This window comes from Pleomorphomonas sp. NRK KF1 (genome assembly GCF_023721755.1).
GTDB lineage: Bacteria > Pseudomonadota > Alphaproteobacteria > Rhizobiales > Pleomorphomonadaceae > Pleomorphomonas.
In genome coordinates this window covers 817658-840156 of record NZ_JAMDLH010000001.1, presented here as the reverse complement: position 1 = coordinate 840156, position 22499 = coordinate 817658, and the positions used below count along the sequence as shown (strand labels likewise).

20 protein-coding genes are annotated in these 22499 nt (G+C 64.5%); 11 read left to right on the top strand and 9 right to left on the bottom strand.

All coding sequences use genetic code 11. The annotated features are described in order from the left end of the window. Nucleotides 1-17: 17 nt before the first annotated feature. Nucleotides 18-677 carry a DsbA family oxidoreductase gene (locus tag M4J39_RS03895; protein WP_251726475.1) on the bottom strand — a complete coding sequence of 220 codons (660 nt, stop codon included), beginning with the start codon at nt 675-677 and terminating at the stop codon, nt 18-20. A gap of 148 nt (nt 678-825) precedes the next feature. Between M4J39_RS03895 and pcaQ the strand changes: the two genes are divergently transcribed. Next, a complete protein-coding gene (gene pcaQ / locus M4J39_RS03890; protein ID WP_371875378.1) occupies nt 826-1755 on the top strand; it encodes a pca operon transcription factor PcaQ in 930 nt (309 codons plus the stop codon). A 110-nt stretch (nt 1756-1865) separates the two neighbouring features. On the opposite strand, the gene recG is transcribed toward pcaQ, so the two are convergent. Then, the gene (recG, locus tag M4J39_RS03885) at nt 1866-3977 is read right to left on the bottom strand and encodes an ATP-dependent DNA helicase RecG (protein WP_251726473.1); all 2112 of its coding nucleotides are present in this window, start codon (nt 3975-3977) and stop codon (nt 1866-1868) included. A 401-nt stretch (nt 3978-4378) separates the two neighbouring features. On the opposite strand from recG, the gene M4J39_RS03880 reads away from it, so the two are divergent. The 5 genes from M4J39_RS03880 to M4J39_RS03860 all read left to right on the top strand — a co-directional run bounded on the left by M4J39_RS03880 (nt 4379) and on the right by M4J39_RS03860 (nt 7465). Further along, nucleotides 4379-5167: a TatD family hydrolase gene (locus tag M4J39_RS03880; RefSeq protein ID WP_251726472.1), complete on the top strand. Its 789-nt coding sequence runs from the start codon at nt 4379-4381 to the stop codon at nt 5165-5167. Next, nucleotides 5167-5991, top strand: coding sequence for an MBL fold metallo-hydrolase (locus M4J39_RS03875; RefSeq protein ID WP_251726471.1), 825 nt, complete (start codon nt 5167-5169; stop codon nt 5989-5991). The genes M4J39_RS03880 and M4J39_RS03875 overlap by 1 nt, the downstream gene beginning before the upstream one ends. Nucleotides 5992-6237: 246 nt before the next feature. Continuing rightward, a complete protein-coding gene (locus M4J39_RS03870) occupies nt 6238-6399 on the top strand; it encodes a DUF3563 domain-containing protein (RefSeq protein WP_251726470.1) in 162 nt (53 codons plus the stop codon). 303 nt (nt 6400-6702) lie between these two features. Further along, nucleotides 6703-6858 carry a DUF3563 family protein gene (locus M4J39_RS03865; RefSeq protein WP_251726469.1) on the top strand — a complete coding sequence of 52 codons (156 nt, stop codon included), beginning with the start codon at nt 6703-6705 and terminating at the stop codon, nt 6856-6858. Nucleotides 6859-7309: 451 nt separating this feature from the next. Then, the gene (locus tag M4J39_RS03860) at nt 7310-7465 is read left to right on the top strand and encodes a DUF3563 family protein (protein ID WP_251726468.1); all 156 of its coding nucleotides are present in this window, start codon (nt 7310-7312) and stop codon (nt 7463-7465) included. A gap of 144 nt (nt 7466-7609) precedes the next feature. On the opposite strand, the gene mazG is transcribed toward M4J39_RS03860, so the two are convergent. Further along, a complete protein-coding gene (gene mazG / locus M4J39_RS03855; protein WP_251726467.1) occupies nt 7610-8443 on the bottom strand; it encodes a nucleoside triphosphate pyrophosphohydrolase in 834 nt (277 codons plus the stop codon). Between the two features lie 92 nt (nt 8444-8535). Beyond that, complete coding sequence (locus M4J39_RS03850) at nt 8536-9246, bottom strand: HAD family hydrolase (protein ID WP_251726466.1); 711 nt, start codon at nt 9244-9246, stop codon at nt 8536-8538. Between the two features lie 87 nt (nt 9247-9333). On the opposite strand from M4J39_RS03850, the gene M4J39_RS03845 reads away from it, so the two are divergent. From M4J39_RS03845 to M4J39_RS03835, 3 genes are all read left to right on the top strand, one after another. Beyond that, nucleotides 9334-10062, top strand: a complete 729-nt coding sequence (locus M4J39_RS03845) for an HAD family hydrolase (protein WP_251726465.1) — start codon at nt 9334-9336, stop codon at nt 10060-10062. A 259-nt stretch (nt 10063-10321) separates the two neighbouring features. Further along, a complete protein-coding gene (guaB, locus tag M4J39_RS03840) occupies nt 10322-11827 on the top strand; it encodes an IMP dehydrogenase (RefSeq protein ID WP_251726464.1) in 1506 nt (501 codons plus the stop codon). Nucleotides 11828-11945: 118 nt separating this feature from the next. Then, nucleotides 11946-13262, top strand: a complete 1317-nt coding sequence (locus M4J39_RS03835) for an RsmB/NOP family class I SAM-dependent RNA methyltransferase (protein WP_251726463.1) — start codon at nt 11946-11948, stop codon at nt 13260-13262. Between the two features lie 6 nt (nt 13263-13268). On the opposite strand, the gene M4J39_RS03830 is transcribed toward M4J39_RS03835, so the two are convergent. The 3 genes from M4J39_RS03830 to M4J39_RS03820 form a co-directional block, all read right to left on the bottom strand. Further along, nucleotides 13269-14441 (bottom strand): MFS transporter, encoded by a 1173-nt coding sequence (locus M4J39_RS03830; RefSeq protein WP_251726462.1) that lies wholly within the window; start codon nt 14439-14441, stop codon nt 13269-13271. 164 nt (nt 14442-14605) lie between these two features. Next, on the bottom strand, nt 14606-15397 hold the full coding sequence (locus M4J39_RS03825) for a TOBE domain-containing protein (protein ID WP_251726461.1): 792 nt from the start codon (nt 15395-15397) through the stop codon (nt 14606-14608). A 104-nt stretch (nt 15398-15501) separates the two neighbouring features. Then, nucleotides 15502-17094, bottom strand: coding sequence for an MBL fold metallo-hydrolase (locus M4J39_RS03820; protein ID WP_251726460.1), 1593 nt, complete (start codon nt 17092-17094; stop codon nt 15502-15504). Nucleotides 17095-17288: 194 nt separating this feature from the next. Here M4J39_RS03820 and M4J39_RS03815 point away from each other — a divergent pair, with 194 nt between their 5' ends. Both M4J39_RS03815 and M4J39_RS03810 read left to right on the top strand, forming a co-directional pair. After that, on the top strand, nt 17289-18296 hold the full coding sequence (locus M4J39_RS03815; protein ID WP_251726459.1) for an SLAC1 anion channel family protein: 1008 nt from the start codon (nt 17289-17291) through the stop codon (nt 18294-18296). A gap of 87 nt (nt 18297-18383) precedes the next feature. Further along, the gene (locus M4J39_RS03810; protein WP_251726458.1) at nt 18384-19331 is read left to right on the top strand and encodes a nucleoside hydrolase; all 948 of its coding nucleotides are present in this window, start codon (nt 18384-18386) and stop codon (nt 19329-19331) included. Nucleotides 19332-19351: 20 nt separating this feature from the next. On the opposite strand, the gene M4J39_RS03805 is transcribed toward M4J39_RS03810, so the two are convergent. Continuing rightward, nucleotides 19352-19897 (bottom strand): DUF2087 domain-containing protein, encoded by a 546-nt coding sequence (locus M4J39_RS03805; protein WP_251726457.1) that lies wholly within the window; start codon nt 19895-19897, stop codon nt 19352-19354. 296 nt (nt 19898-20193) lie between these two features. Further along, nucleotides 20194-22455: an EAL domain-containing protein gene (locus M4J39_RS03800; RefSeq protein WP_251726456.1), complete on the bottom strand. Its 2262-nt coding sequence runs from the start codon at nt 22453-22455 to the stop codon at nt 20194-20196. Nucleotides 22456-22499: the final 44 nt, after the last annotated feature.

The window sequence follows — 22499 nt, the reverse complement described above, 5'->3', positions numbered from 1 at the left end:
CGGCGCCTCTCTTCATGTCAGCTCTTCGTTGCGTCCAGCTCGGCGGCAATTCGGCGCAAGGCGTCGACCAGAACCTCGGAAGTCTGGGCGCCGGAAATGGCGAACTTGTTTTCGACGATGACCGTCGGCACGCCGGTGATGCCCATGCGACCGGCATGGGCGATGTCGGCCTTCACCGCGTCAAGGTCGACGCCGTCTTCCAGTTTCATGGTGACCTCGTCCTCGTCGAGGCCGACTTCTTCGGCGGCAGCGATCAGAGTTTCTGCATTGGCAAGATCGGCGCCTTCCTCGAAGAACAGGGAGAACAGCCGTTCCAGCATGGGGTCGCCGAGGCCCTCCGCCGCCGCCCAGCGAACAAGGCGATGGGCATCGAGCGTGTTGGGGGTCTTCTCGATGAGATCGAAGGCGTAGGTGATGCCGACATCGGCGCCGAGGCTGAAGAGACGGGCGTGTGCCTCGTCCAGGGCATCGGCACTGCCGAACTTGCCGATGATGTACTCCTCGCGCTCGATGCCTTCCGTGGGGATGGTCGGGTCGAGCTGGAATGGCCGGTAGCGAACCTCGATGTCGAGGTCGTCGAGCTCGGCGATCGCCGCGTCGAGTCGCCGCTTGCCAAGGAAGCACCAGGGACAGACGACATCGACGATAACGTCGAGGTGGAGCTTGGTTTTCTGCATGGGTACTCCCGGGTGATTGCCCTGACGGGCGACTTTTCGGCCACCCTACCACCGATTACGGACGAGGGTGGACACGGACTCGACCATTGTTTCATGGCAGAGGGGTGCTTTGCCCCTTTACATAACGGCCGGTTATAGAGGGCCCGACGTGATCGAGAACCGCATCAAACATAGGCATCTGAGCTCCTTTGTGGAAGTTGCCCGCCTGAAAAGTATCGGCAAGGCGGCGGTGTCGCTATCCATCAGCCAGCCGGCGGTATCGAAAACCATTCGGGAACTTGAGGAAATCCTGGGCGTCGAGCTGTTCGATCGCAGTCACCGGTCGGTGGTTTTGTCCTATTATGGCGAGGTGTTCCTTCGCTTCGCCGGGGCGTCCATCGCCGCGCTTCGCCAGGGTGTCGAGTCTGTCGAGCTGGCGCTGAAGCAAGGCGCCTCGATCGTTCGGGTCGGCGCTCTCGCCTCGGCTTCCTCGCGTGTCCTGCCCGGGGCGGTGACGCGCTTCCTCGGCACCAGCGTCGGAACGACGCCCGTCATCATAACCGCCGACAATGTCTCCATCCTTGGTCAGCTGAAGGCCGGAGACTTTGATTTCGCCTTGGGGCGCATGGGTTCGCCCTCCGACATGGTCGGGCTTGCCTTCGAACACCTCTACACCGAGAGGGTGGCCGTGGTGGCGAGGCGGGAGCATCCCTTGTTCGCCATGGGAGGCGGACTCGCTCGTCTGTCCGACTATGTGGTGCTTGTGCCGCCACCCGGTTCGATCATCCACGACCACGCCGTGGAACTGTTGATCAGGCTTGCCGTCGGACCTCAGCTTCGAAGGGTCGACACGGTATCCACCGTGTTCGGCCGGGCTTTCGCCACCACCACCGACGCCATCTGGATCGCCCATTATGGCGAGGTGGCCGGCGACCTCGCCGCCGGCACGCTGCGCGAACTGCCGGTCGACACATTGGATACCTTCGGACCGCTCGGGCTTATCGTCAGGTCGGGGGCGTCGCTCACGCTGGGCGCCGAACTGATGATGGCGGCGATACGAGAAGTCGCCGCCGACGTGCGGGCCGAAGGCGAGCGCTAGAGCGCTGTTCGATCTGATTGAATCAGATCGGCGCCCTAGGCCTTTGTTTGCAAAGCATCATCTTTTCGATCCTCGTTTCACTCCGGTGGGATGATGCTCTAGGCGCCTCTTCAACCGGCGCGGATCAACCGTACCGCTTCATCGCGGCCGAACAGATAGAGCAACAGCCGCAGGGCTTCCCCGCGCGGCCCTGCCAAGCCGGCGTCGCGGGCGAGAAGCAAGGCGGCGTCGTCGCGGGCGGTTTCCATCAGCGCGCCATGGTGCTGGGCGCGAACGAAGCGAAAGCCGGGCAAGCCGCTTTGCCGGGTACCGAGCAACTCGCCCCCGCCGCGCAGCTTCAGGTCTTCCTCGGCGATGCGGAAGCCGTCTTCGGTATCGCGCATCACCTTCAGACGCGCTTTCGCCGTCTCGCCGAGCGGCCCCTTGTAGAGAAGCACGCAGGCCGATGACTTGTCGCCGCGCCCGACCCGACCCCGCAACTGGTGCAACTGAGCAAGGCCGAAACGCTCGGCGTGCTCGATGACGATGATGGTCGCATCCGGCACGTCGACGCCAACCTCGATGACGGTGGTGGCCACCAGGATATGGGCCTCGCCGGCCTTGAAGCGGGCCATGGCGGCATCCTTCTCGCCAGCCTTCATGCGGCCGTGGACGACGGCCACGTCGTCGCCGAAGTGTTGGCGGAGGTCGGCGTAGCGCTCCTCGGCGGCGGCAAGGTCGATGCTCTCGCTTTCCTCGACCAGCGGGCAGACCCAGTAGACCTTGGCGCCTTCCAGGCGAATGGCCGAACCGATGCGCCCGACGATCTCGCCGATGCGTTCCTGCGGCACGGTGACGGTGGCGATCGGCTTGCGGCCGGCAGGCTTCTCGGTAAGGCGGGAGACGTCCATGTCGCCGAAGTAGGCGAGCATCAGCGTGCGCGGAATGGGGGTCGCCGTCATGACGAGAAGGTCGGTGGTCGATCCCTTGGCGGACAGCGCCAGGCGCTGGTGAACGCCGAAGCGGTGCTGCTCGTCGACAACTGCAAGGGTCAGGTTGCTGAACTCGACCGCCGACTGGAACAGGGCGTGGGTGCCGACGACGATATCCACCTCTCCGGAGGCGATCCGTTCCAGCGTCTCCCTCCGGCCTTTCGCCTTGTCGGCGCCGGTCAGTAGCGCGAGGCGCAGGCCGGCTGCCTCTGCCAGGCTCGACATGGAGCGTGCATGCTGGCGGGCCAGCAGCTCCGTCGGTGCCATCACTGCCACCTGGCCGCCGGCTTCCACGGCGGCCGCCGCGGCGAAGAGGGCCACCATGGTCTTTCCCGAGCCGACGTCGCCCTGGATGAGCCGCACCATGCGCGAGGGTGCCGAAAGGTCGGCGACCGCGTCGGCGATGGCCGCCTCCTGCGAAGCCGTCAGGGAAAAGGGCAGGGCGGCGAGGAGACGGCGGGCGATATCGCCTGTCGGCAGACTTCGACGGTCTGCTACTCCCTTGAGCTGCCGACGAACCAGGGCGAGGGCCAACTGGTTGGCGAGCAGTTCGTCGTAGGCGAGGCGGGTCAACGCCGGGCTCGGCGTGTCGGTCGTCTCCGGTTCTTCCGGCTTGTGGAGATGCCTCAGTGCCTCCGCAAAGGTCGGCCACCCCTCCCGGCGGAGGTGGGCTTCGTCGAGCCATTCGGGTAGCTGTGGCAGTCGGGCAAGAGCGGCGTCGGCGAGGCGAGCGATCAGTCGGCCGCCTATGCCGTCGGTCATGGGATAGACCGGCTCGAAGCGAGGTAGCTTGTCCGCCTCGGCCTCCAGCACCACGTGGTCGGGATGGCTCAGCTGGAGCGCGCCGTTGAAGCGTTCGACGCGCCCGGAGACGAGCACCGTCTCACCCGGAGGATAGAGCTTTTCGAGCCAGCCCTTGTCGGCGCGGAAATAGGTGATGGTGAGCTCGCCGCTCTCGTCGTGGACTGAGATGCGATAGGGCGCTCGCGATTGCGGCGGCGTCGGCCGGTGGCGGTCGACATGGACACGCAGCGTGACGATCGCGCCTTCGGGCGCTGACTCGATCAACGCCTCATGGCTGCGGTCGATCAGGCCGGTCGGAATATGAAAGAGAAGATCGAGCACCACGGCGTCGCGCGCGGTTTCGCCGCCGGGGCCGACAAGCTTCTCAAGTTTGGGCGCCGTGCGCGGCCCGACACCGGGGAGCGACGTGAGCGGTTGGAACAGCGGGTTGAGGAGATCGGGACGCATTGGAGGATGTTAGGGCATCCGCCCGAAAAGTTGCAGACTTTCTGGACAGGCGGATGCCGGGAGAAGTGCACATCCGCCCGAAAAGTTGCAGACTTTCTGGACAGGCGGATGCCGGGATGCCTGTGGATCCCCTGGCCGCGTCGGCCCAAAAAAACGGACGCCCGAAGGCGCCCGAAAATGTGGCTGGCGAAAACAGCCGGCTGCTGTCAAATGCTACAGGCAAAATTTACGGTTGCGCGGCCGAATGAATGCCGCAACCGCAGTTTATCTAGCTGCCCGAGGTGAGAGTTTTGTGACGATCGGCGCGCAGCGCGGATCAGCCCGACACTCGCCGCTGCTCGACAGCGCCGGTGCGAGCGGCTATGTCGGAACGATCCCTTGTTCTATTGCGTTCAGCTCCAATGATCGTCGACAGCCACTGCCATCTCGAATTTCCCGATTTCGCCGGTGAGACGGAGGCGCTTCTGGCGCGAGCTGCGGCGGCCGACGTGCGCCTCATGGTGACGATCGGCACGCGTGTCCGCGATTTCGCCACGGTGCGGGCGATCGCGGAGGCCCATCGTCAGGTCTACTGCACGGTCGGAACCCATCCGCACGAAGCGGAGAAGGAGGCGAACGTCGGCGTCGACGAGCTGGTGGCGCTGGCCTCCCACCCCAAGGTGATCGGGATTGGCGAGGCGGGACTCGACTACTTCTATGATTCCTCGCCCAGGGACGTACAGGCCGAGGTCTTTCGTCGGCACATCGCTGCGGCCCGGATCACCGGCTTGCCGCTCTGCATCCATTCGCGGGATGCCGACGACGACATGATCGCCATTCTGGAGGAAGAAACAGGGAAGGGCGCCTTTCCGATCCTGCTCCACTGTTTCTCGTCCGGCCGCGAGTTGATGGAGCGGGCCGTGGCGCTGGGCGCCTTTGTCTCCTTCTCCGGCATCCTGACGTTCAAGCGGTCCGACGACCTCAGGGCCATCGCCAGCGACGTGCCGGCTGACCGTTTGCTGGTCGAGACCGATGCACCCTATCTGGCTCCGTTGCCGTGGCGCGGCAAGCGCAACGAACCAGCCTATGTGGCGCATACCGCCAAGGTTCTCGCCGAGGTAAAGGGCGTCACGCCGGCCGAAATGGCCGACACGACGACGGCCAACTTCGCTCGGCTGTTCGCCAAGGTGCCGCGCGAGGTGTTCGCGTGATGACGGAACGGATGCGCTTCACCGTTCTCGGCTGCGGCGCGTCGCCTGGCGTGCCGCGCATTGGTAACGACTGGGGCGCCTGCGACCCCAACGAGCCGCGCAACCGTCGCCTCCGGTCGTCGCTCATGGTCGAGCGGATCGGAAAGGGCGGCATCACCCGTATCATCGTCGACACCGGTCCGGATTTCCGCGAGCAGGTCCTGCGGGCGGGGGTCGGCGAGGCCGACGCGGTGCTCTATACCCACTCCCATGCCGACCATATCCACGGTATCGACGAGCTCAGGCAGTTCTTCCACAACAGCGGTCATCGCGTGCCTGTCTACGCCGACGAGGCGACGGCGGCCCGGCTGAAGGAAGCCTTCGGCTACTGCTTCCAAACCCCGCTGGGATCGGGTTATCCGCCCATCGTCGCCGAACATCGCGTCGAAGCCGGTGTGGCCTTCTCCATTGAAGGCAAGGGTGGAACGATCGAGGTCCTGCCGTATGTCCAGACGCACGGCGATATCGTCAGCATCGGCTATCGCTTCGGTTCGGTTGCCTATTCCTCGGATGTCAGCGCCATTCCCGAGGAAAGCTGGTCGCGGATCGAAGGCGTCACCGTGTTCATCGTCGATGCGCTCCGATACAAGCCGCATGTCAGCCATTTCTCGGTGGATCAGGCAATCGAGGCGGGGCGCCGCGTCGGGGCCGAGCTGATCGTCCTCACCCACATGCACCACGACCTAGATTATCGCACGCTGGCTTCCGACCTTCCGGCCGGGGTCATTCCGTCCTTCGATGGCATGGTGATCGAGGACGGGGCGGTAGTCGGCGCGGTCGATTGACGACCGTCTCGTGACGTTACGGAAACTTGCGAGAAGAACTGCGCTTTGCGGTGCGGTTAAGTTTGCCCGAACGATCGATGAAGAAATTATGTCGTGTTTTCCGTCTTTCGCATGGCTGGCTTGCATGACCACTTCTGGTATCTCTACGACCAAAGTCTATATAAGCGACTGAGGCGATGAGAACGGAGGTCCCATTCGGGCTCCTGAGTTCGTCGCCGATCCGTATCGTTGAGAGAAGTGAAAGCCATGTTTGGTCCGCTCAAGAAGGTTGCCCGCGCCTTTCGTGTTCCCACGACCGAAGAACGCGAGCTGCAGTATCTTAGCGCCGCTGGCGACCGTATCGAGCTTGAGTATCGCCAGCGCGAGATCGATCGCGGGCTGTTTCGGCGCGGTCCCTACGGCCTTTGATTGCAAACTGTCCGTCCCGATTGGGGCGTCGTTCCATGTACACGACCTGCCAAGCGCTCCGGACCCGAAAGGGTGGGGCGCTTCGTCGTATCGGGGCGGCAATCCCCGTTGCTTGCTGGCTCGTAAGTTTATCTGAAGCCGAGCTTCAGTTCTTCTTCAAATCGGCTTTCGTCGAGCGCATGGCGGCGTTGCGATCTACGCGCTGGTACGATCAGCAAAAATAGCTATGTTGTGTCTTGCAAAAGCAAGAAACGAACGCCGGAACAATGATGATCCCGGCGGCACCCAAGAAAGGATGCAGCTATGTTTGCCAACCTGAAGAAGGCCATCCGTTCCATCAGCGCCTCCGAACGCGAAGCGGCGTACCTCAACGAGGCTGGCGATCGCATCGACCTCGAGCTTCGCCAGCGTGAAGTCGACCGTGGTCTGTTCCGTCGCAACCGGAATCTCGGTCTCTGATATAAGTGGCTGAATAATAAGACAAAAGGCCAGCGTGTCTCGACGCTGGCGCAATGTCGACGGAGGATGACCAGGCAAACCCCAGGGCTTGGATCTCCCGAGACGCAGTTACTGACCTTATGACGAGCGCCCGCCAGGCTTGATGGCCCGGGCGCTTTTGTCGTTTCGGCGTCGACCTTTCTCACCAACGCTCGGCGGCTGCTCCGACGAAGGTTCTGGCGCATTAATGGCTCGTTAAGATCTTCCTGGTGGGCCAAAGTGAAATGAAGTTTCTCTGAAACCCTGCAAAAGAAAATCTATTGAGACCAATTCGCAGGATGCATGCGCGGCATGCAACATTCGATCTGGTCCAAAGTACAGAATGTATTATCTTCATGACTGTCAGGACAGAGGAACGGATCGCTGGGTCCTGAAGCAAAACCGGCGGTTCGTGGATCGAAAGGAAGAAAGAATGTTCACTCACCTTCGCAAGGCCGCTCGTGCCCTTCGCCCCGCCACCGCTGCCGAACGCGAGCTTGCCTACCTCAACGAGGCCACCGACCGCATCGACCTCGAGTATCGTCAGCGCGCCGTTGACCGTGGGATGTTCCGCAATGCCGGTTTCTGAGCGTCGCCACATCGATCCCGTGATCGGGATCGCGCGCCAGTTGCCCCGGACCACGAGCCGCAGGCTCGAAGACGGTCCGGCCCCGAGAGGATTGTGAAACCCGGCCTCCGAGCCGGGTTTTGCTTTATGTGGGAGTGACTGTCGTCAGTCTTCGCTTTTGGCTTCCTGCCACAGGGCTTCCATTTCATCGAGCGTCGCCTCTGCCGGCCGTCGTCCGGTTTCTTCAAGCTTCCGTTCGATGTAGGAAAAGCGCTTCCTGAACTTTTCGTTGGTCGCCCGCACCGCCGCTTCCGGATCGATATCGAGATGTCGGCCAAGGTTGGCGAGGGCAAACAGTACGTCCCCGAGTTCAGCCTCGATTGAAGCGCGCGCTTCGGCTTTGTCGAGTTCCTCTCTGTCGGCGCGATCCAACTCCGCTTCCAGCTCGTCGAGCTCCTCACGGATTTTTGCGACAACGGCGTGCGGATCGTTCCAGTCGAAGCCGACCGTTCCGGCCTTTTGTTGCAGCTTGACGGCCCTCAGCATCGGCGGCATGGCCACCGATACGGCGTCGAGCAGGCTCCCAGGCATTTCGCCGCCATGGCGTGCCGCCTTCTCGGCCTTTTCCTCGGCCTTGATCTTCTCCCACAGTCCCTTGACGAGATGCGGCGTGCGCGCCTCCTCCGGTCCGAACACGTGAGGGTGGCGACGGATCATCTTGCGTGTGACCGCTTCCACGACATCAGGGAAGGCGAAGGTACCTTCCTCTTCGGCCATGCGGGCGTGGAACACCACCTGCAACAACAGGTCCCCTAGTTCGTCGCAGATGTCGTGCCGGTCGCCCCGGGTGATTGCCTCGGCCACCTCGTAGGCCTCCTCGATGGTGTAGGGCGCTATGGTCTCGAAGGTCTGCTGGATATCCCAGGCGCAGCCGGCTTTTGGATCGCGCAGCCGGGCCATGATGTCGATCAGGACGGAAATGTCGCGTCCGGGCTGCATGGTGGAGACTCCTTGGCTGTGCGGGAAGGCGGCCGAGACTTCGCGCGGTGGGGCGCCTGAGTCAACGCCAAACTCGCGACGATGCCGCCGTGTCAGCTTGCGCTGCGGGACGCGAGGAAATCCGGGAGCTCGCCGATGTCGGTGAGGCAGGCGTCGGCAATGGGTTCAAGCGTGGCGGCATCGCCGGTTCCGCTCAGCACGCCGATGACAAGGCCGGCGCCGGCGCTGCGTCCCATGTCGATGTCATGGCTGTTGTCGCCGACAACGGCGATCTCCGACGGCTCCAGGCCGAGCGCCTCGGCAAAGGCGAGCGCCATGCCGGGTCCTGGCTTCACGCCATGACCACTGTCATAGCCGGCGACGAAGGCGACGTGATGGGCAAGCCCGAGGTGGTCCAGCATCAGGCGGATGGACGCCTCGTTGTCCGACGAGGCGATGCCAAGCGTCAGACCCGCCGCGCGAAGGATCGAAAAGCAGGCGTCGAGATCGCCGATCGGGACCGAGCCGGCGGCGGAGGCAGTGAACAGCGCGTCGAGCCGCTCGACCAGGTCTTCGAGGGGAAGGGGGCTGCCGGCTTTTACCCAGGCGGCGGCGATTTCGGTGGTGTGGGCGGCGGCGAGCAGGCTGCCGGGACGGGTGACCATGCTCGCCCTTTCCATGCCGCCCAGGGCGAGCAGACGATCGGCCAGGTCGCGATTGCCGGCTGCCGCAAGCTCGGCGGCCGCGAGGTTGATGGGTCCCCAGGTCCGGTGATAGTCAAGAAGGGTGCCGTCCTTGTCGAACAGCACGGCGCGGATCGGCATGTCTGGTCCTCGCAGAGGGGGCGCACGACAGTGCTTAAACGGAGCTCCGGGCGACGGCAACAGCGGCGCTTCAGGGAGAAGCGATACATGGTGCAAACGGCGGTCACCACCCTCGGCTTCGATGCCGACGATACGCTCTGGCAGAACGAGCAGTTCTTTCGCTACACCGAGGGGCGCTTTCTCGATCTCCTTGCAGATTTCGGCGACCGGGCGACTCTGTCGAGCCGGTTGTTCGCCGTCGAGAAGCGCAACGTTCCCGTCTACGGTTTCGGCATCAAGGGCTTCGTGTTGTCGATGATGGAGACGGCGCTGGAGGTGAGCGACGGCCGCCTGGATCAGTCGGTGATCGCCAGCATATTGACCATGGGTCGGGAGATGTTGGGCCACCCCGTCGAACTACTGCCGGACGTGCGCGAGACGTTGGAGAGACTGGCGGACCGTTATCCGCTTGTCCTCATCACCAAGGGCGACCTGTTCGATCAGGAGCGCAAGCTCGCCGCGTCCGGCCTCGCCGATCTCTTCACCTCGGTGGAAATCGTCTCCGAAAAGTCTGCTTCCACCTATGCTCGCGTGTTCGCTGCCCGCGGCGACGGGGCAGACAAAGGACTGATGGTCGGCAACTCATTGCGCTCCGACATCTTGCCGGCGCTCGAGGCCGGCGCCTATGCCGTGCATGTTCCTCACGACCTGACCTGGACCTACGAGCACATCGACGAGCCGATCGTACATCCGCGTCTCTTCATCGAGCAGTACATTAGAAACGTTTTGGAAATAATTGATAAGATTAACGAAAATACCGATGGTCTTAGACTTTGATTCCTGAGCTTCGCATGGCGATTCCGGTGCATCTCGCACGGCGCACTTCACTTCGTGCATTGATTCAGGTGGAATGGCTATCCGTCCGCGCTTTCGCGTAAGTATACCAAAGTCGCGCTTTTGCCTTTGCCAAATGCCGCGCCCGTGGTAGAGACCACCGCCAACTTCATTCGGTGATGAGTGCTTGCCCCGAGTCGCGAAACGCGATTTCGGACAGGCTTATTTTCATTTCGTCGCCTGCGAGCCCAAGGAGTTGGTCATGGCCTCATTCTTCGTTCCCTCCGCCGGTGGCGATCACGCGTTGACCTTCGATGACGTGCTGCTGATGCCGGGGCACTCCGAGGTTCTGCCGGCTGACACCGACGTTCGCACCCGCTTGACCCGCAGCATCGAGCTGAACATTCCGCTGCTGTCCTCAGCCATGGATACGGTGACGGAAGCACGGCTGGCGATCGCCATGGCGCAGGCCGGCGGCATCGGCGTCATTCATCGCAATCTCGATGTCGAGACCCAGGCCGAGCATGTCCGGCAGGTTAAGAAGTTCGAGAGCGGCATGGTGGTCAACCCGGTGGTCATCGGCCCGGAGGCGACGCTGAAGGAGGCGCTCGACCTCATGAAAGGCCACAACATCTCCGGCATTCCGGTGGTGGAGAATGCCGGTGAGGGCAGTCGCACCCACGGGCGTCTCGTCGGCATCCTGACCAACCGCGACGTTCGCTTTGCCTCCGACCCCAATCAGCGCGTCTATGAGCTGATGACGCGGGAAAACCTCGTCACGGTGCGCGAGGGCGTCAGCCACGACGAGGCCAAGCGCCTGCTTCACCAGCACCGCATCGAGAAGCTGCTGGTCGTGGATTCCGCCTACCAGTGCGTCGGCCTCATCACCGTCAAGGATATCGAGAAGGCCCGCCTCAACCCGAACGCCGCCAAGGACGAACAGGGCCGCCTGCGCGTTGCCGCCGCCACGACGGTGGGCGACAAGGGGCACGAGAGGTCGCAGGCGCTGATCGATGCCGGCGTCGACGTTCTGGTGGTCGACACGGCCCACGGCCACTCCGAGTATGTTCTGAAGGCTGTCACCAAGGTGAAGAAGCTGTCCAACCACGTGCAGGTGATCGCCGGCAACGTGGCGACGGCCGACGGCGCCAAGGCGCTGATCGACGCCGGTGCCGACGCGGTCAAGGTGGGCATCGGCCCCGGCTCCATCTGCACCACGCGTATCGTCGCCGGCGTCGGCGTGCCGCAGCTCACGGCCATCATGGAAGGCGTTTCGGCGGCGCAAGAGGCCGGTGTACCGGTGATCGCCGACGGCGGCATCCGCTTCTCGGGCGATTGCGCCAAGGCGCTGGCGGCCGGCGCCACGGCCTGCATGATCGGCTCGCTTCTCGCTGGTACCGACGAGAGCCCCGGCGAGGTCTATCTCTACCAGGGGCGCAGCTACAAAAGCTACCGCGGCATGGGCTCGGTGGGCGCCATGTCGCGCGGTTCGGCCGACCGTTACTTCCAGGCGGAAGTGCGCGATCAGCTGAAGCTGGTGCCTGAGGGTATCGAGGGGCAGGTGCCCTACAAGGGACCGCTCGGTTCGGTCGTCCACCAGTTGGTGGGCGGCATCCGGGCCGCCATGGGCTATGTGGGCGCCAAGACCATCCCTGACCTGCAGGAGAAGGGGCGGTTCGTTCGCATTTCCTCGGCCGGCATGCGCGAAAGCCATGCCCACGACGTGACCATCACGCGCGAGAGCCCGAACTACCCCGGCGCTGCCTGAAGCACCGGTTTCGAAAACAGGATTGCACCATTGTCGAGAGGCCGCCGGGCTTGCCCCCGGCGGCCGTCTCATTCATATGTCGGCCACAAGATTGGACGGGTAACCGAAGGATATCGCTATGAGAGACGGCGGCAGGATCGCGGCGGCGATCGAGGTGCTGGAAGATGTCGAGCGCACGCGGCGACCGGTTCAGGACGCGCTGAAGGACTGGGGGCTGAAGCACCGCTTTGCGGGCTCCAAGGACCGCAGCGCCATCGGCAATTTGGTGTTCGACGTATTGCGCCGCAAGGCGTCGCTCGCGACCATCATGGGCTCCGACAGTCCGCGCGCTCTGGCGCTCGCCGCCGCCGTTCGCCTGTGGGGGCGTAGCGTACCCCAGCTCGACACGCTGTTCTCGGAAGACAAGTTCGCTCCGTCGCGGCTGACCGACGACGAGCGTCGTGCACTTGCCGAGGGCGTCGTTCCGGCCTCTGCGCCGGACTGGGTGAAGGGCGACTATCCCGAGTGGCTGGCCGGATCGCTGGCTCGCGCTTTCGGTGATCGCGTGGTCGAGGAAGGAGAGGCGCTGGCGGGACGCGCCGACGTCGACCTTCGCGTCAACACGCTCAAGAGCGAGCGGGAGAAGGTGCTTGCCGGGCTCAACCATCTCAAGGCCGAGCCCTGCCGCTGGTCGCCCGTCGGCATCCGCATTCCGGCCGTCGACGGCGACCTTCGCCCCGGGCATGTTTCATCCGATCTCGCCTACAAGAAGGGCTGGTTCGAGGTTCAGGACGAAGGCAGCCAGCTTGCGGCGCTTGTCGCCGCGGCCGGTGGTGGTCGGCAAGTGGTCGACCTCTGCGCCGGCGCCGGCGGCAAGACGCTGGCCTTGTCGGCCGCGCTGGGCAACCACGGTCAGATCTACGCCTACGACAGCGACAAGCGCCGCTTCGGCGACATTCTCGACCGTATCGACCGCTCCGGCAGCCGCAACATCCAGATCCGCGAGCCGCGCCGCGACCAGGATGTGCTTGCCGACCTCGCCGACAAGAGCGATCTCGTACTGGTCGATGCGCCGTGCACCGGCTCGGGTACCTGGCGACGGCGGCCGGATGCCAAGTGGCGTTTGGCGCCCGGGGCTCTGGATATCCGCCTCAGGGAGCAGGCGGCCGTGCTCGACAACGCCGTGCAGCTCGTGAAGGCCGGCGGGCGGATCGTCTATATCACCTGCTCGGTACTGCCGGAGGAGAACGAGGAGCAGATCGCCGCTTTCCTGGCTCGCGCACCTGATTTCGCCCTGGGAGACGCGGCTGCCGCTTTCGCGACGGTGACGGGCGTGGAGGCGCCGGAACTCGCCCGTCTCCACATCGAAGGCAGAGACGGGTCGATGCTGCGCCTGACGCCCGCGCTGACCGGTACGGACGGCTTTTTCGTCGCCATCCTCAACCGGGTGGCCTGATCGTCTTCAGGCGCTTGCCGGTTCGGCTGCCACTGGGGCCTTGCGGTCTCCGGGGCGGAGCGAGCCGGTGAGCAGCAGGCTGAGGAACAGGACCGGGATCAGAAACATCAGGCCAGCCCGGATTCCGAGGAACTCGGCAAGGCCGCCTATCACCAGCGGACCCGCCAGGAAGCCGAGCACGTAGATCGCCGAGAGTATGGCGACATTGCCGGCCGCCGTGCCCGGGATCGAGGTGACGGCCGTCACCGCCATCGGGAAGGCGGTGGAGATGCCAAGACCGATCATGCCAAAGGCGATGGCGCCCATCCAGAAGTTGCTGGCGACGGACAGAAGCAAGGCGCCGCCGAGGGCGATGGACACGAAAAGGCGGCCCATTGCCACCATGCCGAGACGCTGGCGCAACGTGTCGCCCACGAACCGGCCGGCCGACAGCAGCGCGGCGAAAACGGCGTAGCCATAGCCGAGCATGGCGGTGGGCGTGCCCGCTTCGTCGCGCAGGAAGATGCCCGACCAGTCGCCCATGGCGCCTTCGGTGACGGCGAAACCGATGCTGAAGATGCAGACCAGAAGCAGTGCCCTCGGTGGAATGGCGAAGAAGGAGGGTGCTGGCGCGTCGGCCGCGGCCGGCTTGACCGGCCCGGCCGCAGGCAGCTTCAAACCGGCCCAGACGGCAATCGGCAGCACGACCACCACGGACAGCGCCAACGCCTGGGTGACCGACAATCCCAGCGTCGCCAACGTGGCGCCGGCGAAGCTGCCGACGCCGATACCGACGCTCCAGCAGCCGTGGCAGGTGCTCATGATCAGTCGTCCGGCCTGCGCCTCTATGCGCGACGCCTCGACGTTCATGGCCAGTTCCGCCAGTGCCAGCAGGGCGCCGCAGGAGGCGAGGATCAGGAACAGCGAGGGAATGTTGAAGGCCAGGCCCGGCAAGGTCAGGATCAGCAGCATGCCGGCGAAGGTGGAGATCAGCAGGTTGCGGGCGCCGACGGCATCGCAGATCCGGCCGGCAAACGGCAGGATCAGCAAGTTGGAGATCGGCATGCCCAGAAGGGCGAGCGCGAGCTGTGCCGGGCTGAGGTCAAGGCCCGCCTGCACCTCGGGGATACGCGACAACCAGTTGCCGAAGACGAGCGGCTCCAGGAAAAAGATCAGCATGATCAGGCGGACTTGGGTCATCGCATCACCGGATGAGAAAGCTTGATGATAGAATCGATTCAATCGGACATTTAGCGCCAAATCCCGGTCGGCGCCAGATGGGAAAGCGCGGTGGGAGGGCATGGCTTCACATTGGCAGTTTACCTGGGCCGGATGTGTCAGCAGCCACGCCCGATGGCGGGCGCTCAGTCGATGGCGACAATGACGTGTCCGGCGTCGAACAGGGCAAAGGCGGGAGCGCCTTCCTCGAGAGACAAGGACTGGGCGGAGCGGGCGGTGATCGATGCGGCGATGGACTTGCCGCCGCCGACGTCGAGCACGACTTCGGCATTGACGGTGCCGACCTCGATGCGGGCGATGCGGCCGGCGATGCGGTTGGCGACCGAGACGGCCGGCGGCTCGGTCCCTGGAGCGATCATCACGAAAGGAGCCTTGATGAGAACGATGGCCTCGCGACCGACGACCAGACCGAGGTCCCTGAGACTGCCTGCGGTCACGGTGGCGTGGATGGTGGTTTCGCCGGACACGGCCACCGCGACATCGGCGTTGAGGGCATCGGAATCGATGGAGATGATCGTGCCGCGAAGGACGTTGCGCGCCGATGTTCGCATGAAGTAGCCCGAGAAAAGGTTGAGTGGGGAGATGCCGCTGCCGGCCAGGCCCGGTTCGATCAGGCGGACCACGCGGGCCATCTCGGCCTCCATGCGGCGATAGGCCTCGATCACCTTGGCGCCTGCCGGCGTGAGCGTTGCGCCACCGCCGGCCCTGCCGCCGGTTCGGGTCTCCAGCATGGGCTGACCGAACAGGTTGGCGAGCGCGTCGAGCCAGTCCCAGGCCGCCTTGTAGGTAATGCCGACCGCCTTGGCGCCGGCCGAGATGCTCCCCTCGCGAGCAACCGCCTCCAGCAGGCGGATGCGATCGCCGTTGACGGAGGACGAGCCGTCGCTTCGGAGAGTGATCGAGGCATTGATTGGCATCGACGATCGTTCCTTCATTGAGGACGGCGTACGATCGACCGCGCTCGACCGGTCATCCGCCTGCCTCTTCTATCTCGATGCGGCCACGAGGGGAATTCCTTGTCTCACTCGGCGGCCAGCGCCTCCCTGAGCCGGCGGATGACCTTGGCGCGTGCCTTCTCGTCGGCGGCCTTGCCGATTTCCGCCTGGATGTCGAGAAGGAGCCCCTGGAAGTCGTTGTGCCAGTCGGTGTGGCCAACCTGTCTCGGATCGAGGCGCGGCGTCCTCGCGGGGTCCAGGATCTCGACGGCGGTGGCGTGGTCTAGACGATAGGAGGCGTCAAGGCGTGGGTCGACGAGGCGCTCGTCGGGGAGGCTGCTGGCAAGCCGGGCCCTGAGGCCTTCGATCGCCTTCTCCTCGCCATGCACCATGAACACCGTACCGGTCACCGGCAGGCGCTTCTTGAGCCAGGTGGCGAGTTCCGGCCCGTCGGCGTGGCCGCTGTAGAGATCGAGCTTGCGAATACGGGCGCGGACATCGATCTGCTCGCCTTTCATGCGGACCACCGGGGCGCCGTCCGAGAGCAAACGTCCCAGCGTGCCGGCCGCCTGATATCCGACCAGCAGCACCGTCGCCTCCTCCCGCCACAACCAGTTGCGAAGCCGATGGCGGATGCGGCCGGCTTCGCACATGCCGGATGCCGAAATGACGATGTGGAAGCCGTGCATCTGATCGAGCGCCATCGACTGCTCGACGCTTTCGGTGAACCGCACGTGGGGAGAGGCGAAGGCGCGCAGCAGAAGGCCACCGTGATCGAGGCTTCTGGCGTAGGAACGGAAGATCTGGCTCGCCCGATTGGCGAGCGGCGAGTCGATGATGATCGGGCAGGGCAGCAGTTCGCCGGTCTCGATCAGGTGAACCAGATCGGCCAGCAACTCCTGAGTGCGCTCGACCGCGAAGGAGGGGATCAGAAGCGCGCCGTCCGGATTGATGGCTGCCTTGACCTCGGCCTTGAGCGCCGCACGGCGACGGGCTTCCGTTACCTCCTGCCGGTCGGTGTCGCCATAGGTCGATTCCATGACCACATGGTCCCAGCCCGTCGGCGCCTCGGGGCTTGGCTGCAGAAGCTTGTTGTCGGGGCCAAGGTCGCCCGAGAACAGGATGCGGATCGGTCGCTCCTCCCCCGCGGCTTCCAGCTCGACCGAGGCCGAGCCGAGCAGATGGCCGGCATTCCACAGGCGGAAGCGGATGCCCGGCGCCGCGTCGCGCCAGTCGCCGAGTTGCGTCGTCCGCATCTGTTTCACCGCTTCCATGGCGTCGAGCAGCGAGTAGATCGGCGTCACTTCCTTTCGGCCGCGCCGCTTGTTCCGCCGGTTGAGCTGCTCCACCTCCATCTCCTGGATATGGGCGGAGTCGGGCAGCATCACCTTGCAGAGGTCGACGGTCGGCGCCGTCGCGAAGATCGGGCCTGTGAAGCCGTCTTTCACCAGCTTGGGGACGAGGCCGGAGTGGTCGATGTGGGCATGGGTCAGAATCAGGGCGTCGATGGTGCGCGGGTCGAACGGAAAAGCGCGATAGTTGAGTTCCTTCTCGGTCTTGGAACCCTGGAACATGCCGCAGTCGATCAGTATGCGATGCCCGGCGGATTCGACCATGTGGCAGGAACCTGTGACGGTCTCGGCGGCGCCGTGGAATGTGATGACGGGCAGGTTGGACATCGGGACACCTCGAAGGAAACGGCCGGATCGCGTGCCGGCTCCTCCTTCATACTGGGGCGTCGGGATGGCTTGGCAAGGGCGACCGGCTGCATCTTAAGGCCAAGCTTGGGCCGTTAGGCTTTACGGAGCCTTAGCCTCCTTGTGGGAAAATAGGAACATGTCGCGGAAGTTCCCGTCCGCGCCTGGAGGACGAAATGGCGACCGCTCCCAGAACCGACCGCGACGAAGCGGAGCCGACGGCCGTGCCGGCGCGGCCCAGCCGCATCGCCCACCTGCCTTTCCCCCTGTTCTCCGCACCGATGGGCATCGGCGGCCTTGGTCTCGCCTGGCGCGAGGCGACGGCCCATTTCGGCGTGCCCGCCTTTCCTGGCGAGGCGCTGCTTTCGGTCGCGGCTCTAGTCTGGGCTTTGCTCACCCTTCTGCACATCTGGCGTGAGATCCGCCATCCGCGGGCGCTGTTCGCCGATCTCGCCCACCCCGCGCGCGCCGCGTTCGCCGGTGCGTTCACCATCGGCTTGATGATGGTGTCGGCCATGCTCATCCCGACGCAGCCCGGCGCTGCCTTCTGGGCCTGGACGGTCGCCGTGGTGCTGCATCTCCTAGTGGCGCTCCTGACCGTGCGGGGCCTCATGCTGACACCCCGCCACGATCCCATGTCGCTGATGCCGCCGACGCTGATTCCGCTGGTCGGAATGCTGCTGGCTCCGGTATTCGGGGTGCGGCTCGGTCTCGTCACGCCGTCTTGGCTGCTGTTCGGCATCGGCATGATCTTCTGGCTGACTGTGCAGCCGCTGTTGTTCCAGCGCATCGCGGCCGGACCGGCCTTTCCCGAGAAGCTCAAGCCGACGCTCGTGATCTTCCTCGCGCCGCCCTCGGTGGGCTTTCTGTCGCTGGTGGCGCTTGAAGGGAAGGTCGACTGGCCGGCGCTCGCGCTGTTCGGCTACGCTGCCTTCCTGGCGATCGTCTTCCTCACCATCCTGCCGCGCTTCCTGAAGGCACCGCTTGCGCTGTCCTGGTGGAGCTACACCTTTCCGGCGGCGGCCTTCACCGTGGCGTTCTTCACCCTGGTGCGAGCCTATCCCTTCCCGTTTGCCGACTGGCTGTTGTGGGCGCAGCTTGCGATCGCCACGCTCCTCTTGCTGGTGGTGGCCCTGGCGACGCTCCTCGGTCTTGCGAACGGCAAGCTGTTCGTTTCCGACTGAGCAGCCATGCCGTGCGACTCCGTCGTTGCTTGTAGGTAATTGAACGGATAAGGCTGCGAGGGTCGACAGGCCTTCTCGGAGCCCTCCATGGTCAAGTCCATCATCATCGATACAGATCCGTCGCCCGACGATGCCGTCGCCTTCCTGATGGCGCTCGGCTCGCCTGACGAGCTCGAACTTCTGGCGATCACCACCGTCGGCGGAAACGTGCCTTTGCATCACACCACCCGCAACGCGCTGAAGGCGCTGGAGCTGGTGGGGCGGGAGGCGGATGTGCCGGTCTACGCCGGGGCCGCAGGACCGATGGTCCGGACGCTGGAGACGGCGGAATACGTGCACGGCGAGACCGGGTTCGAAGGCTATGACTTGCCAGAACCTGTCGCGACGGCTGCCGAGGGATTTGCGCCGGACAAGATCGTCGAGCTCGTGATGTCGCGGCCGGAAAAGACCGTGACGCTCTGCTGTCTCGCGCCACTCACCAACATCGCGCTCGCCATGGCGCGGGAGCCGAGGCTTGCAGCCCGTCTCGAAGGCATCGTGCTGATGGGCGGCGCCCGCTCGGAGGGCGGCAACGTCACACCGGCGGCCGAGTACAACATTTACGTCGATCCGGAGGCGGCGAAAAAGGTGTTCGAGTGCGGCGCGCCGATCGTCATGATCCCGCTCGACTGCACCCACACGGCGCTCACCAGGAAGCCTCGTCTCGACAAGCTGCGCGCCATGGGCGGACCGCACATGGAGGCCTTCTACCACCTTCTCGAGTGGAACAAGCGCTTCGACGAGAAGGCCTGGGGCATGGACGGCGGGCCGCTGCACGACCCCACCGTCACGGCCTATCTCCTGAAGCCGGAGCTGTTCGAGGGCCGCCTCGTCAATGTCGAGATCTCCTGTGACGAGCTGACGCGCGGCATGACCGTCGTCGACTGGCATTCGGTGACGAGCCGGCCGAAGAACGCGCTCGTCCTGACCGAGATCGACGCCGACGGCTACTTCGACCTGGTGATCGAGCGACTTCACGCCGCGCGCAAGGGCTGAACGCCTTCAAGCGATTGCCGTCAGGCGGAGGAGCGTGCCGCGATCCGGCGGATCAGCGCCAGCGCCTCACCGGACGGCTTTCGCTCGACCCGTCGATACTCCCGCCCGTCCGGCGTACGAACGAGCAAGCCGACGTCGATCATCGCCCGGCGGACCAGAGCGTGGTCTCCGAAGCGATGGTTGTTTCGGATGACCCTGCTGACGTCGAACTCGCTATAGACGGTGCCCGCGTCGAGGCGCGACCAAAGCACCCAAAGCGCGAGGCTCTGGTGGCCGTAGCGCGAGGGCCAGCGCAGAAGCAGCCCCTCCTCGTCAAAATGGCCCGCCACGCGCTCGACCAAGGCGTGATCCACCGGCTCTGGCGCCGGCGGCGGTTCGGAGAGGCGATCCTCGGCGGTGGCAGCCGAGCGAAAGTGCTGGAAGTTGCGATAGCCGCCTGCGCGCGCCAGCATGTTGAGGAGCTGAACATGGCCCGGTTTGCCTTCTATCAAGGCAAGCTCGCGGCCGAGAGCTTTTGCAAGAGCTGACACGTCGGGTACCGTCAGCGGCAGGATATCTCTGGACATGACCTATCCTCGCGCGTGCCGATCATTGCTGACTGTCGCTGGTCGCTGGCTTGCGGCGGGGCACGCGAGGAGTGTCCGTCGACTTCCGAAACGGAGTGGCAGGTTTAGCTTCCCCCTGGGGGACAGCGACGCCTCGGTGAACTGCCGACCAGAGCCCTGTTTAGCCCTGAACGCCTGCGGAGACAAGCCGTCCGCCGCTGGCTTCTAGCGCAACTTCAGCACAAGTGGGAACCGGTTTTGCGTCCGGAGTTGCGTGAAAACAATGGGATAGAGCATGTTGGCTTTCGCCGGACACTCTAGGTCCGGAGGGGTCGACGGTCGCCTGTTGTCGGCTCGCCTTGGCTGAGCATCAAGCCGGCCAGCTGATCGGCGCTCATCGGCCGGCCGAGCGCGTAGCCCTGCAGCGTTTGGCAGCCGAGATCTCGAAGGATGTCGGCTTGCTCGATGGTCTCGACGCCTTCGGCGACGACGCCGATGCCTTGCGTGCGACCGATTTCCACGATCGACCGGATGAGCTGGCGTTGCGATCCGGACGCCGCGACCGTGGCCGTCAGCTGGCTGGCAATCTTGAGACGCTTTGGCTGCAAGCGCATCACACTGACGATAGAGGCGTAGCCGGTTCCGAAATCGTCGATCTCTATGTCGATGCCAAGCTTCTTGAGACAGTGGATATTGTCGGAGACCACCTGGTCGCTGTCGTCGAGATAGATCGCTTCGGTCAGCTCGAAGGCCAGCGTTCCCGGCTGGATCGTCATTTCCCTGAGCCGGTCGACGAGGCGTTCGTCGCGCAGTCGGCCCATCGATACGTTGACGGCAATCCTTGGCACCTCGATGCCGGCCGCCACCCAGCTCAGGCGATGGGCGAGGGCCGTTTCGAGCACGATATGATCGAGCACGGGGAGCGCATTGATATCCTCGGCGACGCCGATGAACCGGGCGGGAGGCAGAAGCCCTTCCGTCGGATGTTTCCAGCGGATCAACGCTTCGAGCCCGACCAGCTCGCGGGTCGAAGCGTCGAACTGTTGCTGGTAATGGGCATCGAACTGTCCTTCGTCGATGCCGGTCAGGATCTCGTCGGCCAGACGCTTGGCGCTGACGACTTCCGCCTCCAGCGCCCTGGTGAAGAACTCGAAGCGATTTCGCCCAAGTTTCTTGGCGCGATAAAGAGCAATGTCTGCATCGATCAGCAGCTTAGACGACGGGCTGCCGCGAAGGCTGGAGCAAGCAATGCCGATCGACAATCCGCTGCGGCAGCGAACCTCGCCGAGGTCGATCGGATGTCGAAACCCGGCAATCAGCTTGTCGGCCAGGGTCCGGGCCAGATCCTCCGGTGCATCGCTGACGCAGACGGCGACGAACTCGTCGCCGCCGATGCGGGCCACGATGTCGTCGGGTCGAAACACAGTCCGCATGAGATCGGCGGCATGCTGGAGTAGCCGGTCGCCCGCCGCATGCCCGTAGGCGTCGTTGACCTGCTTGAAGCGATCGATATCCAGGTGGAGGATGGCGATCCGGCCTTCCAGCGTCAGCGCCTCGGAGTCAAGCCGGCCCAGATGATCCATGAGATGGCGGCGGTTGGGCAAGCCGGTCAGTGCGTCATGCAGCGAGGTATGACGAACACGCCGGTTCGCCTCCTCAAGCTGGGTGTTGCGCGCCTCCGCCAGCCGCTTGGCTTCGCTGAGCTCGTCGAGGTTGCGCCGACGTTCGGCATAGAGGTGACCGGTGACCAGGATCGGCAACACGACAAATGCGCCGATGAGCGCGATCATGAAGCGGAAGCTTGTGGTGTTGGGCGGCGCCGGCCAGCCTCCCTTCGGTGTGGCGGCAAGCTCCCAGGTCCCGCCGGGAATGCTGACCGTCGTAATCAGCGGGTTCTGCGCCAGAACGTCGTCCGAGCCGAAGAAGACCTCACCGGCGGCGCCTTTTCCATCGCGCCCCCGAATGGTCAGATCGAGGTCAAAATCGGCGGCGGTCAATCCGCTGTTGCCATAGAGTCGCTCGAGGTCGATCACTGCGGAGACGATGCCCCAGAACACAGGCGGCCCGGCCGGTCGGCTGACCAGCACGGGGAACCGGCCGATGAGGCCGACGCCTCCCTGAACCAGATCAAGCGGCCCGGCCAGAACGAGGTGGCCGGTCGTCCTGGCGCGCAGGACGGCGTCTCGCTGAGCGGGCGTGTTCATGTAGTCGAGGCCCACGGCCCTTTCGTTGCCGACGAGCGGATGAACCATGCTGACGACCATGTCCGGCGCCGCGGCGATCAGACGAAGATCGGAGCCGTCTGCGAGGAGATGTTCGACAAGCGTGGTGAACTCGTTCTTGTCGAGAGTCGGACGCGTGGCGAAGGCGGCCGCGACAGCGCGGCCGATCTGGATGTCCCGGCTGATATTGCCCTCAAGGCGCGCCCGAACGACAGACAGGCGATCGGCGACGGCCGCTCGGGCGTGCTGTTCGAACAGCTGGTGGTTCTGGTGATCGGCGAGCAGGCCGAGCAACCCGACGGCGACGAGAGCGATCAGGGCCGGCAAGCTCGCGGGCCGGAGAACCAATCCGTTCACGCGGCACAAAATCCGAAGCAACCCGCCAGAAGCCATCGTCCGCA

Coding starts and splice junctions, on each gene's coding strand:
- M4J39_RS03895 (WP_251726475.1), bottom strand. CDS start 677: ATGCAGAAAACCAAGCTCCACCTCGACGTTATCGTCGATGTCGTCTGT.
- recG (WP_251726473.1), bottom strand. CDS start 3,977: ATGCGTCCCGATCTCCTCAACCCGCTGTTCCAACCGCTCACGTCGCTC.
- M4J39_RS03880 (WP_251726472.1), top strand. CDS start 4,379: ATGATCGTCGACAGCCACTGCCATCTCGAATTTCCCGATTTCGCCGGT.
- M4J39_RS03875 (WP_251726471.1), top strand. CDS start 5,167: ATGACGGAACGGATGCGCTTCACCGTTCTCGGCTGCGGCGCGTCGCCT.
- M4J39_RS03870 (WP_251726470.1), top strand. CDS start 6,238: ATGTTTGGTCCGCTCAAGAAGGTTGCCCGCGCCTTTCGTGTTCCCACG.
- M4J39_RS03865 (WP_251726469.1), top strand. CDS start 6,703: ATGTTTGCCAACCTGAAGAAGGCCATCCGTTCCATCAGCGCCTCCGAA.
- M4J39_RS03860 (WP_251726468.1), top strand. CDS start 7,310: ATGTTCACTCACCTTCGCAAGGCCGCTCGTGCCCTTCGCCCCGCCACC.
- mazG (WP_251726467.1), bottom strand. CDS start 8,443: ATGCAGCCCGGACGCGACATTTCCGTCCTGATCGACATCATGGCCCGG.
- M4J39_RS03850 (WP_251726466.1), bottom strand. CDS start 9,246: ATGCCGATCCGCGCCGTGCTGTTCGACAAGGACGGCACCCTTCTTGAC.
- M4J39_RS03845 (WP_251726465.1), top strand. CDS start 9,334: ATGGTGCAAACGGCGGTCACCACCCTCGGCTTCGATGCCGACGATACG.
- guaB (WP_251726464.1), top strand. CDS start 10,322: ATGGCCTCATTCTTCGTTCCCTCCGCCGGTGGCGATCACGCGTTGACC.
- M4J39_RS03835 (WP_251726463.1), top strand. CDS start 11,946: ATGAGAGACGGCGGCAGGATCGCGGCGGCGATCGAGGTGCTGGAAGAT.
- M4J39_RS03830 (WP_251726462.1), bottom strand. CDS start 14,441: ATGACCCAAGTCCGCCTGATCATGCTGATCTTTTTCCTGGAGCCGCTC.
- M4J39_RS03825 (WP_251726461.1), bottom strand. CDS start 15,397: ATGCCAATCAATGCCTCGATCACTCTCCGAAGCGACGGCTCGTCCTCC.
- M4J39_RS03820 (WP_251726460.1), bottom strand. CDS start 17,094: ATGTCCAACCTGCCCGTCATCACATTCCACGGCGCCGCCGAGACCGTC.
- M4J39_RS03815 (WP_251726459.1), top strand. CDS start 17,289: ATGGCGACCGCTCCCAGAACCGACCGCGACGAAGCGGAGCCGACGGCC.
- M4J39_RS03810 (WP_251726458.1), top strand. CDS start 18,384: ATGGTCAAGTCCATCATCATCGATACAGATCCGTCGCCCGACGATGCC.
- M4J39_RS03805 (WP_251726457.1), bottom strand. CDS start 19,897: ATGTCCAGAGATATCCTGCCGCTGACGGTACCCGACGTGTCAGCTCTT.